At 35.0% G+C, this 16,629-nt stretch carries 10 protein-coding genes; 2 read left to right on the forward strand and 8 right to left on the reverse strand.

Going from position 1 to position 16,629, the window contains the following annotated elements; translation table 11 throughout:
* Window positions 1-641 precede the first annotated feature (641 nt).
* Window positions 642-2,630 carry an ATP-binding protein gene (locus C8C83_RS20960; RefSeq protein WP_121330510.1) on the reverse strand — a complete coding sequence of 663 codons (1,989 nt, stop codon included), beginning with the start codon at window positions 2,628-2,630 and terminating at the stop codon, window positions 642-644.
* Between the two features lie 291 nt (window positions 2,631-2,921).
* Here C8C83_RS20960 and msrA point away from each other — a divergent pair, with 291 nt between their 5' ends.
* The gene (gene msrA, locus C8C83_RS20965) at window positions 2,922-3,416 is read left to right on the forward strand and encodes a peptide-methionine (S)-S-oxide reductase MsrA (protein ID WP_121330511.1); all 495 of its coding nucleotides are present in this window, start codon (window positions 2,922-2,924) and stop codon (window positions 3,414-3,416) included.
* Window positions 3,417-3,759: 343 nt separating this feature from the next.
* On the opposite strand, the gene C8C83_RS20970 is transcribed toward msrA, so the two are convergent.
* The 7 genes from C8C83_RS20970 to C8C83_RS21000 form a co-directional block, all read right to left on the reverse strand.
* Window positions 3,760-5,175, reverse strand: coding sequence for an alkaline phosphatase (locus C8C83_RS20970; protein ID WP_121330512.1), 1,416 nt, complete (start codon window positions 5,173-5,175; stop codon window positions 3,760-3,762).
* A 125-nt stretch (window positions 5,176-5,300) separates the two neighbouring features.
* Complete coding sequence (locus C8C83_RS20975) at window positions 5,301-6,224, reverse strand: glycerophosphodiester phosphodiesterase family protein (protein ID WP_121330513.1); 924 nt, start codon at window positions 6,222-6,224, stop codon at window positions 5,301-5,303.
* 19 nt (window positions 6,225-6,243) lie between these two features.
* Entirely contained in the window at window positions 6,244-7,518 is a 1,275-nt protein-coding gene (locus C8C83_RS20980) for an MBL fold metallo-hydrolase (protein WP_121330514.1), read from the reverse strand.
* Between the two features lie 85 nt (window positions 7,519-7,603).
* Window positions 7,604-9,013 (reverse strand): RagB/SusD family nutrient uptake outer membrane protein, encoded by a 1,410-nt coding sequence (locus tag C8C83_RS20985; protein WP_121330515.1) that lies wholly within the window; start codon window positions 9,011-9,013, stop codon window positions 7,604-7,606.
* A 17-nt stretch (window positions 9,014-9,030) separates the two neighbouring features.
* Window positions 9,031-12,225, reverse strand: coding sequence for a TonB-dependent receptor (locus tag C8C83_RS20990; protein ID WP_121330516.1), 3,195 nt, complete (start codon window positions 12,223-12,225; stop codon window positions 9,031-9,033).
* Window positions 12,226-12,262: 37 nt separating this feature from the next.
* Complete coding sequence (locus C8C83_RS20995) at window positions 12,263-13,327, reverse strand: FecR family protein (protein WP_121330517.1); 1,065 nt, start codon at window positions 13,325-13,327, stop codon at window positions 12,263-12,265.
* Between the two features lie 165 nt (window positions 13,328-13,492).
* The gene (locus C8C83_RS21000; RefSeq protein ID WP_121330518.1) at window positions 13,493-14,092 is read right to left on the reverse strand and encodes a sigma-70 family RNA polymerase sigma factor; all 600 of its coding nucleotides are present in this window, start codon (window positions 14,090-14,092) and stop codon (window positions 13,493-13,495) included.
* Window positions 14,093-14,729: 637 nt separating this feature from the next.
* Between C8C83_RS21000 and C8C83_RS21005 the strand changes: the two genes are divergently transcribed.
* The gene (locus C8C83_RS21005) at window positions 14,730-16,481 is read left to right on the forward strand and encodes an alkaline phosphatase D family protein (RefSeq protein WP_121330519.1); all 1,752 of its coding nucleotides are present in this window, start codon (window positions 14,730-14,732) and stop codon (window positions 16,479-16,481) included.
* Window positions 16,482-16,629 lie beyond the last annotated feature (148 nt).

The following is a 16,629-nucleotide window of genomic DNA, read 5'->3' on the forward strand; positions in this document are numbered from 1 at the left end:
GTTTATGTTCTGCATTTTTAAATACTATTTATTTTACGCAGAGTAATTTTCAAACAACGTGCCGTTGAAGTTAAGCGATTGTTTTTAAGGGAATTGTGATTTTTGAAGCGATTTTTGTTTTACGGTATTTCGTAAAATTATTAATAGGAGATTATGATTTTATATAAATTATATAAAATTTAATTTTTTTTAACGAGGAGATTTATAAGGCGGATGTAAGGAAAAGCAAAAAAAAGCAAAGAAAACCATAGCCCGTGGTTTCAACCACGGGCTATGGTAAGATTTATTGAAATAGGGAAGGCATAATCCGTATTTTTTTTATGGAACACTTGTTATGTGTTGTAAATAATTATTGCATTCCCACGGTTAAAATCGTATTACAATTATATTAAATGAATAGAAAAAACATAGCCCGTGGTTTCAACCATGGGACACGTATTATAAATCGTTGCGTTTCCATGGTTGAAACCACGGGCTATGGCTGGATTTGTTGAAACAGGGAGGGTATAATACGTGTTTTTCCACGGAACACGTGTTATATATTATAAAAAATTATTGCGTTCCCATGGTTAAAACCACGGGTTATAGATGGATTTATTGAAATAGGGAAGATAAAATCAATGGCTTCAATTACGGAGATATTATATTTCCTTTAAAATCTTGAATACTTCATTAATTTCATAATCTAACGCTTTTATTTTTTCTATTGTTTCAGAATTAAATTGCTCTCGTTTGGCTTCTTTTTCAATAGTAGATAAATAATTACTAAGATCTTTTAGCATGAAAATATCCAGACTGGATTTCATATTGTGGCAAATTCTCATTGCTGTATTGTAATCGTTATTACGAATGGCTTTACCTAATTCTATAACTTCGTTAGGAATTTTTTCCAGAAAAAGATCAATCATGTCTTTTCTAAAATCTGCTTCACCGCTTGAAACCTCATCAATAAAAGAAAAATCGATTATTCTCTTTTGTATCGGATCAACATCTTTAGTGATGACTGTTTTTATAGCTTCTAAAAGTTGTTCCTGCTTAAAAGGTTTAGGAACGTAAGCATTCATCCCAATTTTATAACAAAGTTCCTGCTCGCCTACGAGCGAGTGCGCGGTCATTGCAATAATAGGAACTTTTAAGTTCATTTCGTTTCTGATGTATTCTGTCGTTTGATAACCGTCTTTTATTGGCATCTGAAGATCCATTAATACTAAGTCATATTCATTTTTGGATAAAAGGGCGATTCCATCTTCACCATTTCCAACAATATCCAGTTTAAAGCCAAAATTTTGAATAACACTTTTTACCAGTTTTTGGTTTAAAACATTGTCTTCGCAAAGCAATATTTTAAGATCTCCGTGATTACAGGCAGTTGTTGTTTCAACCGTGGTTTCAATATGATTCGTTTTCTTATAAGTAAGAATAAAGAAAAATTCTGAACCAAATCCGGGTTTACTTTTTACCTGAATTTCAGAGTTCTGCAATTCAATAAGTTGTTTTACAATATTAAGACCAAGTCCTGTGCCGCCAAATTTTCGTGTTGTGCTTTCTTCGGCTTGTGTAAATCTTTCGAAAATGCTTTTAAGTTTAGCTTCATTAATTCCAATTCCGGTGTCTTTTACAGAGAATCTAAGCGAGTATTGATCATTAGTTTCATCAATCTTTTTTACCGAAATCGTTACTTCACCTTCTTCTGTAAATTTTAGTGCATTTCCGGCAAGGTTAACCAGTATTTGATTCAATCGTCCCTGATCGCCAATTACCATTTCCGGCATATCGGCATCTAGAAAAAGATTGAATTCGACATTTGCTGAAACTTTTACTTTTAGTAAATCATAAACGTGTTTCAGTGTATTTTTTAAATGGAACGGTTCTTCATCGATAGTCAGGTTTCCGGATTCAATTTTGGATAGATCCAGAATATCATTTACGATTAAAAGTAAATTCTCCTGAGCAATTTGTACACTATTAATATAATCACGTTGAATTGTATCGAGAAAAGTTTGTGCCAGAAGATCTGTAAAACCAATAATAGCATTTAAAGGCGTTCTGATTTCGTGACTCATATTAGCAAGAAAACTGTCTTTTGCGAGAACTGCACGTTCGGCAATTTTTTTCTGAGCCGCCAGGTCAATATTTTTTGTTCTTAATTCTAATTGATTGATAATGTGCTTTGCCACAATTGAAAGTGCATTTCGCTGATTTTCATTCAACTCTTTAGAGACATGGTCGATTGCACAAATAGTTCCAATATTATAACCGTCAGGCGTTGTAAGTGGGATTCCGGCATAGAATCTCACCTTAAAACCATCAAGAACATTAGGATCGTTTTTGAATCTTTCGTTTAAAAAAGTATCGGATATTTCAACCAATTCGGATTGCATAATTGTATATCTGCAAAAACTAATATCACGAGGGACTTCTGTTACTCCAATTCCAATTTCAGATTTAAACCATTGTCTGTTTTCATCTATAAAAGAAATATGCGCAATGGGCACACTACAGATATAAGCAACGAGTGCTGTTGCATCATCAAAAGCATATTCAGGCAAAGTATCGAGAATATTATATCGTTTTAATGCAGCAAGTCGCTCTTTCTCGTTCTTAGGTACAGGTTGTTGTAGATTATTCATTCAGTCAATAGGGAAAATGCAAAAGTATAGAGAATGTGATATAAACATATGTTAAATATGGCTTAGAACTGATTATTTCGCTATTTTAGAGGGAAAATTATACTATTTGAAAAATAAAATAAGAATATACTTCTACAAAAATGTTTGTGAAAGTTCTCTTTAATTTTAGGAAGAAATGCGCATGTTCTAAAAATATAGTATTAATTTAACTGCTCAAATAAGATAGGAGGAGACTGTGTATTTAAAATAAGTATTGGCGTCTAATCTTAAGGATCTTAAAAATAAAATACCATGGAAAATTTAAAAAAAGTGTACATAGCCGGAGGTTGTTTTTGGGGAATGGAAGACCTGTTTCGTGTGCGACCTGGAGTAAAAGATACCGAAGTTGGTTATATTGGTGGAGACAACGAAAATCCAACTTATCCAAATCATCCGGGACATGCAGAAGGAATAGAAATTACATACGATGCAAACGAAACTTCGTATAAAGAATTATTAGACTATTTTTTCAGAATGCATGATCCAACAACGATAGACAGACAAGGTAATGACAGAGGTTCAAGTTACCGATCTGCCTTATTTATTCAGAATGAGGAGGAAAAACAAGATGCTGAAGAAGTAATTAAAATTGTTGATGATTCAGGCAAATGGCCTGGCAAAGTTGTTACAACACTGGAACCTTATTCTAAATTTTGGACTGCCGAAGAATATCATCAGGATTATCTTGTGAAGAATCCAAACGGTTATACTTGCCATTTTGAGCGATTCGGAACTTCTTTTTTATAAATGAAATTATTTCAGAAAAAGCATATATAGACACTAGATTTGCTGGCATACTGATAATCAGGCATTTTTTTGAATTATGATTAACCTATTAAGTACAGTAGATTATGATTGTATAATAGCTATTGGTTTATTATAAAAAATAACTCTAAGTTGAACCCACAAACAAATTAAATAAAAAAATTTGTCATGAAGATTAAAATAGACTGGATTGTAATTAAAAACTCGCACCAATGGTGCGAGTTTTTAATTAATTTCTTCTCTAATTCAGCTTAACCGGAAGAGCTTAAAAACTTTTAACTCTTGAAAAAACTAGAATTATATAAGGTTCTTTTTATACAATTATTTAAAATTTATTTTCGACTTCTGCCGCCTGGAGCATTAAATAATGCAGATCTGTGTTTTTTACAAAAGGTTTTAAAAGTTCGCTTCCCGGGCCAAACATCGCCAGTTCAACATAATCTGCAGAATGATCCATGCTGATCCATCCAACAGAATTTATTTTTCCCTGCATTTCTGCAAAAGCTTTGTAAGGCAGTTTTTTGTAATTATACAAACCGTCTTCTTTATGTAACCCATCATAATAACCTAAGACTGTTTTTGCATCTTCATCCGAAACAGAGTGTCCATTTGCTTTTTCTATAATTTCCTTTACTTGGGAAACTGAAGTATCTGTCTTTATTTGATTCAAAATCCACTCATTGGTTTGGGTATAGTGCTGAATGCTGTCAAAATTATCATTGGCGTTTTTTCCATAAATTATTCCAGGATTTGCATTTCCGTGATCTGTTGTGATAATAACTAAAGTTTCTTTGTCTTTCTCTGCAAAATCTATTGCTACTTTTACTGCTTCATCAAATTCAATCTGGTCATTTATCAAACCAGCAATGTCGTTAGCATGTGCTGCCCAATCTACTTTTCCACTTTCAATTTGCAGAACAAAACCATTTTTATGATTTTTCATTCTGTCAATAGCTTTTTGCGCCATTTCACCCAGGCTTGGGACAGCTTTCTTTAAATTTTCATCACTATTTCTATCCACATAATAGGGAAGTCCATCATCAGCAAATACTCCCAAAATAGGTTGCGAACTTGAAGCTGCTTCCATTTCAGAGCGCGTTTTTACAACCTGATATCCTTTCGAACTAAAAGCTGCGAACATGTCTTTTTTATCTTTCCTTAATTCTGGACTGAAATAGTTTGCACCGCCACCCATCATAACATCAAAGCCAAGCTCTAAATATTGTTCGGCGATATCGTCCTGAGCATTTCTGCTTTTACTGTTAACACAAAACCCAGCCGGAGTGGCGTGCGTTATGGGAACGGTCGTAACACAACCTGCCATTTTTCCCGCCTTTTTAAATTTTTGCCAAATAGGCAAATGTGGTTCTCCTTGCGGACTAACATTTAGTACACCATTGTCTACTCTAAAACCTCCTCCCCAAGCAGAGCTGGCTGCTGATGAATCTGTAACTATAGAACTCGCAGAGGCGGTATCCATTAAAGCTCTTGACACCTTATTGTCTTTATATAATTGTATCCAGTTGGAGCCTTTACCGGTTTTTCTGTTCAAAAATAAATCGGCCATGTTTAATGTTCCTGTGCTCATACCGTCACTAACCAATAAAATAATATTTTTTGCTTTCTTATTTTTATTAATGGATTCTAAATCCAAAATATTAGCAGAACCCTGTAAAGGATTCATCACTACTGCGCCAATTGTAAATAAGGAGCCATTTTTAAAGAACTTTCTTCTGTTCATTATTGTGTTATTTATAAGTGTTTTTCAAAGATAATCAATAAACTAAATTAACTGTAAGAATAGCAGATTAAGCCTAACTATCCTGACTTATTGCATTTTTGCAAAAATATTTTCAATTGTCATAGTTATGGATGCATTTTTTTATTTTTTAAATATTCCAGTAATTCTTTTGGTCTGTCAGTTTGAATTATGTTAGCACCTTTTTTTATTATCCATCCCCAGGATTCATCAGGTTTGCTCTCATCTACCGCAGTATCATCATCATGTCCACCGTTTAAAGATGCCCAAAGACTGTTAATCCAAACACCATAACCTTTGTTTTTCAGCATTGGTAAATCATTAATTGTTTTGATTGTATCGGTGTCAAAAACAGGCTGAAAAACAGTTTTTTTATGACTCATATAACTGTTTACAATCTCTTGAGCATGACTGTCTGTATAGCGAATAATGGGCATTAATACTACTTCGGTATCTACTTTTCCATATTTAGATTCTACACTTTCTAAATTGGTGTTATCATCAATATTGATAAATGTCTGATCGAACATATTATGTTTTTTGATGAGCGCTACGACCTCGCCAAAATATTCGTAACCCTTGTCTACGTCAATCAATATTTTGCCTTTTGCGGTAAGAAGCATTTCTTCAAATGTTGGAATTTGATGTAAAGTAGGTCTGCCCAAACCATTTTTAAGTTTAAATTTCTGAATTTCTTCCAAAGTATAATCTTCCGGTTTTCCTTTGCCGTTAGTCGTACGGTCAATGGTTCTGTCATGCATTACAATTAACTGCCCATCTTTGGTTCTTTTCAAATCCAATTCCATAATATCAACACCCATATCGATGCAATATTTTAATCCTAGTAAAGAGTTTTCCGGAGCATTTCTCCAATCGCCGCGGTGTGCAGTAACCAATATTTCTTTATTTTTTGGATTAAACAATTGCTCTAGTTTTTGTTGTGGCAAAAGCGACTTTCCCTTTTTTTGAGCCTCTGCCTGATAACAAAAAAGAGTTGTTAGAAGAATAAGGGCTAAATATTTATTATACATCGTATTTTTTGTTTTAAAATTAATTAGAATTATAAGGTCCGAACGATTTTTTTATTTGAATCTTACCGCTTACCGTTTCAGCAATAAGAACATAAAACGAATTGCCTCCCGGTAAAACCCGAACAATTACGTGTCCAAACATACTTTTATATCCTTTGGTAAACCAATATCCTAAGGTGTGCTTGGTAACTTCTTGAATATTGGTCGCAAAAATATTTTTTTCTCCTTTATAAATATGGTCGGATAAAAGTCTGTGCATTACTTCCTGACCGGGATGGTCGCTACACCAGGTTTGCTCTACCACAACTTGTGGTTGCAAATACGAAAGGAAATTTTCGTTGGTACCATCACGATTACCATGATGATCTAAGGTTGTTACTTCTACTTTGCCTACAGCTTTTGCCATTGGAGTTTCTGTATCAAACCATTTGGGTAAACCATAACCTTGCAATCCTGTGTTATCTCCACCGGTGAAGTAATCAAATTTTCCATAACTAAGTTTTATGGCAAGGCTCAAAGGATTTTCGTTGAATTTTCCTTTTTTAACGATGCTATCGGCTAGAATGTATTCCTGTGTTTGATTGCCAACACCGGTCCAAATGGTGCCGCTGCTCTTAACTCCGGTTATGCGAAAATTTGGGTATTTTTTTGTATTTTTCATAAGCACCAATTGATCCGAATTTCCTACACTAAGACCTTCTGCTTTCAGACCTTTTGTTTTATTTTCTGCAATGAATTTTTGATAATTAAGGAAAATACTGTTTTCTTCGGTATAATATTTATTCAAATCAAGAGGGAAATTGTAGTTAGGAGCGCTACGGTCAATCAGTTTTTTGATGGGAACCAAATCACCAACCTGCGTAATTCCCGTAAGTTTGTATCCGCCTTGCAAAGCTGTTTTGCTATCTGGTCGAATTACTCCCATGTGATCTGTGTGAAAATGGGTAATAAGAGCATAATCAATTTGTTTAACCTGCGGATAAACCTGTTTCATATAATCAACAATCCATTCGCCTGAATTTTTACTCGAATCAGGATAGGGAGGTGTTACCGTCAAGGGCCAACTTCTGGAATCAGGTCCTGCATAATAGGTGTCGTCCATATCTCCGGCATCAACCATCATGGTTGTTCCGTCCGGTAATATAAAAAAGGTACAAACACCCCGACCAGTGTTGATATGGTGAATATCAAGGTATCCTTCTTTCCAAAGAATGTTGGTTGTATCATTATTCTCTTGCGCTACTGCAAAAGTGTAAATGAAAAAAGTGAACAATGCTATTGATAGCTTTTTCATCTGTGTATGAATTAGTTTTTTATAAAAATCACTATACTTCAGTATCAAATTGTAATGCTGAAGTATAGCAATTCTGGACTTATTACTATTGATAATCCTTATTTTGTGTTATGGTAGGATCAGCATCTCTTTGATTTTGCGGTATAGGCATTAAAAGGAATTGAGGAGTCACGGTCGTAGGTTTGTTTTGGGAAATAAACCAGGCGTTCATCGTACTTATTGCTTTTCCGGTTCTTAGTAAATCTAACCAACGATAACCTTCTCCTATCAATTCTAAACGCCTTTCCAGTTCAATGGCATCACGTAAATCAGCTTGTGTAAGGGCAGTTGAAGGAGCGAGTCCGGCTCTGTTTCTCACTTTGTCTAATGCTGGTTTTGCCGTTGTAAGCGTATTACCTAATTCGTTTTCAATTTCGGCTTGCATCAATAACACGTCAGCATAGCGAAGTACCACTGTATTACTTCCGCCATCAGCAGGAGGTGTTGGTGATACGGGTTTTTTCAGTTTATTATTGTACGGAGTACCAGCAGAAGAAAGCTTAACATAGTTATCTTTTCTTTTATCTCCGGCAACGTATTTGCCGTATAATTCTTTGGTAGGCAAGCTATGTCCTTTGGCACCACTTATTAGGCCTGATGGCGAAAACTGTTGAGCCATAGTGCTTCCCTCAGTATTACTGTTTATACCTGAACCAAACTGCACTGAAAAAATGAATTCACTTGCATTTTCATTTGCCAAATCAAAAAGTGTAGTTGGATCGCTAAATAGGGCGTGCGCACCAGAATTTACAACAGCATCAATTTGGATTTTTGCGTTAGCATAATCTTTTTGTACAAGATAAACCTTGCCCAACAAAGTCTGAGCCGCAGTTTTTATTACACGTCCCTGTTGTGTTGTCAATGTAGGCAAAGTCGAAATCGCATCTGTAAGATCTTGGATTATTTGCTTATAGACATCGGCTGCCGGTTGGCGACCTTTACCAAAATATACATTTGGATCTTTGGTCTCGTCAGTTGTCAAAGGTACATCACCATAAAACTGTACCATATTAAAGTAAATTAAGGCTCTTATGAACTTCATCTCTCCAATTCTGGAGTTTTTTACAGCATCTGTTTTGTAGGATACTCCGGCTATTCTGTTCAATACTACATTACAGCGTTGTATGGTAACATAGCTGGCTTTCCAGTTATCGGCAAGCATTCCATTTGAAGGAACGGTTTTAAATTCTTCTAAATCTCCGTAAATTGCACCGTCATTTGCCGGTACTTCTTCATAAGTATTATCAGAAGGCACTTCGCCCATGGCTGGCAAATACAAGCCATACAATCCATTTGCTTGTAATGAGGCATAGGTTGCTACTACATATTCTTCTACTTCGGTTTCGGTAGTCAAAAACTTAGCCGACTCTTTATCAGTTATAGGATGCTGATCCAGGTCACTGGTGCAGGAAACAAGAGAGACAGCACCAATTATTGCAAAAAATATTTTTTTCATTGTATTCGTTTTAGTTGTTAAAGAGAAATATTGGTACCAAAAATAAACGTCCTGGCTACGGGATAATTGGATGTAGCTTGCCCGTTTGTTAAGGCAGAGCCTGTAGTTCCTTCTGGATTCGTTCCTCTGTATTTTGTAATGGTGAACAAATTGTTTCCGCCCACATAAATTTTCATGTTTGCTATTTTGGCTCTTTTTACTACAGATGAAGGAAGTGTATAGGCAAGTTGTATATCACGAAGCCTCAAATAATCGGCATCAAGGATATACAAATTAGATGCTTTTGTAGCTCTTCGGGCTGCCGAAAAATTTCCTAAGTTGGGTTGAGCAAAAATTCCATTCGGATTATCAATAGGATGGTATCTGTTTTCAAAATAATATTTTGTTGGCAGAGCAAATCCTTCTCCGGCTTCTCCTCTTGAAGCTAAATTTGATTCATACACTTTACGGCCCTCAACACCTGTTAATGAAAAGGATAATGAAAAGTTTTTGTAAGCAAAAGTATTGGAGAATCCATAAGTGAATTTTGGAGAATAAGTCCCCATTGGTGTCCAGTCTTTGGTGTCAATTATGCCATCTCCATTTACATCTTTTACAATATAATCTCCCATTTGCGTACCTGGTAATTTGGGTGTCTTTGGATCATTAAACTGCTCTTGTGTTTTATACACACCCATAACCTGATAACCGTAAAACTCGGCTATAGGACCGCCCACTTTTGTAATAATACTACCTATATCACCAGCAATTATTTGTGTCTGACCTGGAGCCAAAGCCAATACTTCATTTTTATTGAAAGAAATATTCGCAGCAGGATTCCATTTTACCTGACCTAAATTGATATCACTGGCAGAGATACTAAAGTCCAGACCTTTATTTAGAACTTTTCCAATATTTTGTAAGGAGCTACTAAAGCCCGATTGTTGCGGGACAGGCACATCCAGCAATAAATTAGAAGTAGTGGCATTATAATATTCGGCAGTAATGTCAATTTTTTTAAACAATTGCAAATCCAGACCTAGATTATAAGACGTATTGGTTTCCCACGAAAGGTTTAGATTTGGTGTTGTTGAAGCACTAAAACCCGAAGCAGGCGTATTGCCCCATATATAATTGTTGGCAGCATTACCACCTGTTACAATACCCAATGAGCCATAAGAACCAATTTGATTGTTGCCTGAACGTCCCCAGGTCGCTCTCAATTTTCCGAAACTAACAACATCTTGCTCAGGGAAAAATCCTTCTTTACTAAAAATCCAACCAGCTGTTACCGAAGGGAATTTTCCCCATCTGTTATCAGCTCCAAATCTGGAAGAACCATCCATTCTATAAGAGAACGAGGCAATATACTTATCTGCAAAAATATATTGCAATCTTGAAAAATAAGAGATTTGCACCCATCTGTATCTGTTAGGATTTACAGTAAAAGAACTGGCCCCGGCAATGTTATCTATATTATCATCGGCAATATTAGCTCCGGTTATGATCGTTGAGAATGAATTTTCTTTCTGGTAACTGTAGCCTGTCAAGAGTGTAAAATCGTGCTTGTCAATTTTTTTAGAATAGGTTAAGGTATGTTCCAATAAGTAATTCGTTAATGATCCGTCAGTCTCTGAGGTAATTGCCGGCTTAGGTGCAGGTGTGCGATAAGCTCCCAGATTAGACGGGTTATAAAAATCAAACATACTTTGTGAAAAATCTCCGCCTAAAGTAAATTTATATTTTAAGCCTTTTATTATAGCATAGTTGATAAAAGCATTTCCATAAAGTTTGAAGAAAGTACGGTTGTTTTTTACCATATTAAGATAAGCAATCGGATTTTCTACTAAGGCACCATCTTCGGGCTGATTGGCTTTTATTTGTTGACTAATAGCCAAAGTACCGTCATCATTATACGGTTTGAAGAAAGGATACATTACTGCTATTGCACCAATTGGTTCGTCAAAACTACCATTGGCATCATAATACCGTTGTGTTGTATAAGAAGGATTAAGGCTTATGCCAAATTCAGCCCTATCAGATATTTTATTGTTCAGTTTTATACTGGCACTGTAACGTTTTAGTCCGTTTTCGACCACTAAACCTTCCTGATTAAAGGCATTGAAAGAGGTATAGTAAGATGTTTTTCCGTTGCCGCCGCTCAAAGCCACATTTATATTACTTATAGGTGCTGTACGGAATATTTCATTCGACCAGTTTGTATCTGTTAGGCCGGTTTGGTTGTTTAAGTAAGGATCCAGATAATTTAGACGTAATTCTCTAAGCGAAGCTCCTTTTGCAACTCTGGTCGCACGGTCATCGGTTATACTTCTGTTCGCTGGATCTTTTGATATATAGCCCTGATCTCTTGCTTCAGTAAAAAAAATAGCGGCATCATGCGCATTAACATATTCTACTTTATCTGATCGTTGTTGAAATCCGCTGTAAGCATCTATAGTTACATTAAATATGTCGGCCTTACTTTTTTTGGTGGTGATAAGAATTACGCCATTTGCCGCTCTGGAACCGTAAATAGATGCAGATGCAGGATCTTTCAATACTTCAAGGCTTTCTATGTCATTTGGATTAATGTAATTGAAAGAAGTTCCTTCCGTTAGAGGAAAACCATCTACTACAACCAAAGGGCTGCGTCCTGCAGTCAGCGTACCAATACCTCTAATGAGGATTTGAGGATTTGAACCCGGTTGCCCGGAAGCTTCGTTAATTTGAATACCGGCAGCTTTACCGCTCAATTGCTGAGCAAAGTTGCTTCCGCTATAATTAGATAATTGCTCCGCACTCACTTTGGTCACAGAACCTGTAACAAAACGCTTTTGCTGGGTACCATAACCAACCACGACTACTTCGTTTAATTTCTCGTTGCCATCTTTTAGCCTTGCCAAAAGTGTGTTAGTACCTGCTTTTACTGTAAATGAATTTATTTGAGTAGATTGATATCCTACAGAGGAAAAAGAGAAGTTATAGATTTCTCCTAATTTTAGTGCAGAAGTTGTAAATAAACCTTTTTCATCAGTAATACTTGAGTCTACTATTTTATGATCATTGTTTTCAATTTGTACGGTTACTCCCGGAAGAGACTCGCCATTTTCGGATATTACTGTACCCGATACAATTGGGTTTTGCGTTTGTGCAATGGCCTGAGTGACAACAAACAGTAATAGGCAGGTAAGTAAAGGCCATTTTCTTTTTTTTGGCATAAATAATAGATTCATTTTGTTTTTTTGTTTTAGGCGTTAAATTTTAATTGTTCTACTTTGTTATAATGAGTTTTCCTTGCTCTTCTTTTAATTTTAATTCATTCATATTTACTATGATGGATAATACAGTGTTGAGCTTATCTGTTTGTTCAACTCTTCCTGTAAAATAAAGTCCTTCAACAGTTTCCTTGTCGTAGTCTATAGTCGTTTTGTATCTTTCACTTAGTTTCTGTAGTACCATATTAAGTGGTGTATTATTGAAATTAAGAGAGCGATTGTTTGTCACTATTTGATTCTTAGAAATAATTTTAGCCATAGTTGGCAGCGTATTTTCGTTTAATCTAAATGTGCTTATTTCGTATTTGGCACTTAGCTTATTCAAAGTCACCAATTGTCCGGGTTTTAGATAGATATCCGGAATGTTTTTCCCCTTGCTATGTGTATCTCGCACTCTTACGTGTCCTTCAAAAAGTTTTACCTCAATTTGATTCTCCTTAGTGCTGGTTACTAAGAATTGTGTGCCCAGTGCGGTGGTAGCAAATCCCTGAGAAAATACGCTGAAAGGTCTTGCCTTATTTTTGGCAACTTTAAATATTGCTTTTCCTTTGAGGTTGATTATCCTGTCTTTTTTATTAAATTCCTGATTGTAAGAAATCGCACTTTTAGGAAATAAAACAATTGCAGATCCATCAGGCAAACCAACATTTATGCTATGATGTTGCTTATTTTGAATTATTTTGAATTTTTGAATTACTTGCGCAATTTTGTTATCTGGTGTATTCAGGGAGTGATAATTTATTTGAAAAAGAAATAAAGTACAAATACCAACTATAGCTGCTGCGGCCCACCAGATATATCTTGAACCAAAAGTCAATCGTTTTGGTTGACGCATTTCCATCTCGTCAATAGATTTCAAAATGCGCTCTAAAAGTATTGCCTTGTTTTTATTGTTTTGAAGAGGGTCAGTGTCCTGCTCGTATAATTTTCTAAAATGATTTTTGACTTGATTACTTTCTTCGTCGTTTACATTTTTTAAAGCATTTTCCAATATTGTGATTTCTTCGGAACTTATAGTCCCTTTCCACAATTTTTCAATAAGTGATTGAATTTTACCCATAGTATAAATTAAATGTCTTGTCCTTAAAATAAGAAGGGGTATTTGTCATACCGCAACTATTCTAAAAACGCACGACATCCAAAAATGGGGGGTGTAGTGTTCGTTAAGGAATTATGAACAAAAAAAGGATTAATTGTAAAATTCCAGGCTTTGCACGCAAACAGACTACATATGGAAGTATAAACCGATGATAAATAAAGATATCGCCGATTCTTTTTTGTAGGTATTTACGGTGTAGGTATGCACAAATTTTAGAGCAAGGGTAATATGCTCTTTTACCGTTTCTGAAGATATGTTCATAATTTCGGCAGCCTCTGCATAGGTTTTTCCTTGTAGTTTACAAAGTTCAAAGGCTTGTTTTTTGCGCAACGGTAACTGATTAATAGCTTCCGCTAAAATATTTTCTTTGATGTTCTCTATTTCGACTTCACTTTCAGGATCATATTCAAAATTGACATCTGCTTTCATGGATTCCAGATACTTTCTTTCTTTAATCAATTTTCTGATATGAGAAATAGACTGATTGTAACTAACAGAGAACAACCATGAAGCTACTGCGTGCTCATCGTCAAATTTGTGTTTGTTTTCCCAAAGTTTCAAAAAAACTTCCTGCAATACATCTTCAACAACATCGGTGTGTGGGATAAGCCGTGCGATATTGTTAAATACGATTTGTTGATATTGATTATAAACAGCTACAAAAGCATCTTTATTACCGTTGGCAAAAGAAATAATAATCTCATCATTTAGCTTATTTAAAGACATTTAGCTGTTTATTGTAAATAGTGAGTGTACCAATTGTAATAAATTATCATTATTAGTTTTTATTTAAACGAATAATAAATTTGATTTTATTTTGCGAAATTATACCCTCCCTAACAAACTCTTATTATGTTATTCGTTAACAAAATAATACCAAATCATTAAGTTGTTATTATAAGTGATATTTTCCCACAAGAAAGATAGCTCTTGAAATAGAATTCCTCTGAAGATTCCAAAATACTATCCAGAGTGAGTATTATTTAGGAACTACTAAAAAAATTTACAGTGCCAATATTACCTTTTAATTTATAGGTTTTGTTTTTATTTGATAATTCTTTTAAGCAAAGTTATTGTAGTGCTTTTTCAAAATCATAACCGTATCTGGAATGAAATTTTTTGATGCGGTAATTGCCGTTTGCATCTTTGTTATTAATATTCAATTGTATTCTAAAGCTTTGTATTTCTTAATCATAGACTAGTTTTGACAAAGTCTTCATTGTAAAAAAAAGCACAAACTCCATTAAATAGATTGATAATTTATTATAGTAAATGGATTGTTAATATTAATAAAAGGTAATGTTAAAAATGCCGTAACCTGAGTTGAAAGATTAAATTGTTTTTTTGATATAAAAATTTTTTTATGGAAAATAACAATGATTTAGGGAGAAGAAAGTTTCTTAGAAATTCTTTATTGGTTGCTGGAGGAGTTTTCATCGCTCCACTTATAGAAAGCTGTAGTAACGATGATAAAACAGATAATAGTAGCGCTCCAGATGGAATGAAAAATGAAGGGTTTGAGACAGGAGTAGCCAGTTTTGATCCTACTGAAACCGGAGTAATTATCTGGACAAGATATTCAACAGGTTTAGATGCTGAAATTACCTGGGAGTTAAGCAAGGATGCCGCCTTTTCTGAAGTAACAAGAAAGGGGCAGGCCGGAGCATCTTCGACGAATGATTTTACAATAGCGGTAGATATTCAGAACATTTCTTCCAATACAAAATATTATTATAGATTTTATAATGCCAAAACCAAACAAGTAACTGTTACCGGAGAAACTCGTACGCTGCCTTCTAAAACAGATAGTGTAAATGATGTAAAAATGGCTGTTGTTTCCTGTTCTAATTTTCCGGCAGGACTTTTCAATGTATATGGAGCGATTGCTTCTTCAGATGCCGATGTAGTGGTTCATCTTGGGGATTATATTTACGAATATGCACCGGGACAGTACGGAACAAATCCTTTTACCAATGCATTGGGCAGAGAACATAAACCAGCCAGAGAAATTTTAAGTCTCAGCGATTACAGAGAGCGTTACAGACAATATAGAGGAGATAAAAATCTTCAGCTTCTTCATCAGAAAAAGCCTTTTATATGTGTTTGGGATGACCATGAGTTTGCTAATGACACCTATAAATCCGGTGCCGAAAACCATCAGCCATCCGAAGGAGATTTTCAAATGAGAAAAATGGCTGCTTTTCAAGCTTATAGCGAATATATTCCCCTTAAAACAGGAAAAGATCTTAGAATTTACAGAAGTTTTAATTTCGGTACTATTCTTTCACTTTATATGATGGATACCAGAGTTATAGCAAGAGATAAGCAGATGAGTTATGCTGATTATATTGATAATGGTGGAAATTTTGACCAGACAAAATTTAGAACAGATCTTTTAAGCCCAAGCAGAAAATTAATAGGAAGCGAACAAATGACATGGTTAGGATCACAGATCAATGCAGATACTGCTAAATGGAAAGTATTAGGTCAGCAGATTCTGATGACAAAAATGCTGATTCCTGCAGAGCTACTGCTGCTTTTGAACCAAATTTTAGCAGAAGTAGACCAATTAGGAAGTGCACAGCCAGCGACCATGCAGGCTCTTGTTAATGCAATATCAGAACTTGTCGTTATTAAAATGAGACATAAACAAAGTGATCCTTCTTTGACTGCTCAGGAAATTGCGAGAGTTACCACAACTTTGCCATACAATCTGGATGCCTGGGATGGTTATTTTGCAGAAAGAGAACAATTGTATGCGATACTTTCTGGAAAAAATGTTGTGGTTTTAGCCGGAGACACTCATAATGCATGGATGGGGAAACTTACCGATATGCAGGGAAATCATCTAGGAACTGAAATAGCGTGCAGTTCTGTTTCTTCGCCAGGACTGGAAGCTTATCTTGGAATTACATCCGATCCTAAAAAGGCGATAGAATTAGCACAAGCATTTACAGTACTGATTGATGATTTAGAATATGCAAATTTGTATAAACGAGGATATACATATCTTAAATTTACATCATCTGGTTCTGAAGCTGAATGGCGATTTGTAGATAATGTAACAACTGAGACGATCAATACTATTACAGAAAAGAAATATACGATAGCATAATATATTTATGTTTATTTGGTACTGATAGAACTTTTTCGGTACTGCAAAAAAACTTAATAAATTGCAATTATAAATTAAATCGGGGCAGGAGTAATCATGTTCCGATTTTTTATATCATTCTTTATCAGTACTATAATGATAGTTCAGT

It is taken from the genome of Flavobacterium sp. 90, assembly GCF_004339525.1.
In the GTDB taxonomy this organism is placed as follows: domain Bacteria; phylum Bacteroidota; class Bacteroidia; order Flavobacteriales; family Flavobacteriaceae; genus Flavobacterium.

What these genes read in the sequence shown, in the direction of transcription:
- C8C83_RS20960 (WP_121330510.1), bottom strand. Translation starts at nt 2,630, where the DNA reads ATGAATAATCTACAACAACCTGTACCTAAGAACGAGAAAGAGCGACTT.
- msrA (WP_121330511.1), top strand. Translation starts at nt 2,922, where the DNA reads ATGGAAAATTTAAAAAAAGTGTACATAGCCGGAGGTTGTTTTTGGGGA.
- C8C83_RS20970 (WP_121330512.1), bottom strand. Translation starts at nt 5,175, where the DNA reads ATGAACAGAAGAAAGTTCTTTAAAAATGGCTCCTTATTTACAATTGGC.
- C8C83_RS20975 (WP_121330513.1), bottom strand. Translation starts at nt 6,224, where the DNA reads ATGTATAATAAATATTTAGCCCTTATTCTTCTAACAACTCTTTTTTGT.
- C8C83_RS20980 (WP_121330514.1), bottom strand. Translation starts at nt 7,518, where the DNA reads ATGAAAAAGCTATCAATAGCATTGTTCACTTTTTTCATTTACACTTTT.
- C8C83_RS20985 (WP_121330515.1), bottom strand. Translation starts at nt 9,013, where the DNA reads ATGAAAAAAATATTTTTTGCAATAATTGGTGCTGTCTCTCTTGTTTCC.
- C8C83_RS20990 (WP_121330516.1), bottom strand. Translation starts at nt 12,225, where the DNA reads ATGAATCTATTATTTATGCCAAAAAAAAGAAAATGGCCTTTACTTACC.
- C8C83_RS20995 (WP_121330517.1), bottom strand. Translation starts at nt 13,327, where the DNA reads ATGGGTAAAATTCAATCACTTATTGAAAAATTGTGGAAAGGGACTATA.
- C8C83_RS21000 (WP_121330518.1), bottom strand. Translation starts at nt 14,092, where the DNA reads ATGTCTTTAAATAAGCTAAATGATGAGATTATTATTTCTTTTGCCAAC.
- C8C83_RS21005 (WP_121330519.1), top strand. Translation starts at nt 14,730, where the DNA reads ATGGAAAATAACAATGATTTAGGGAGAAGAAAGTTTCTTAGAAATTCT.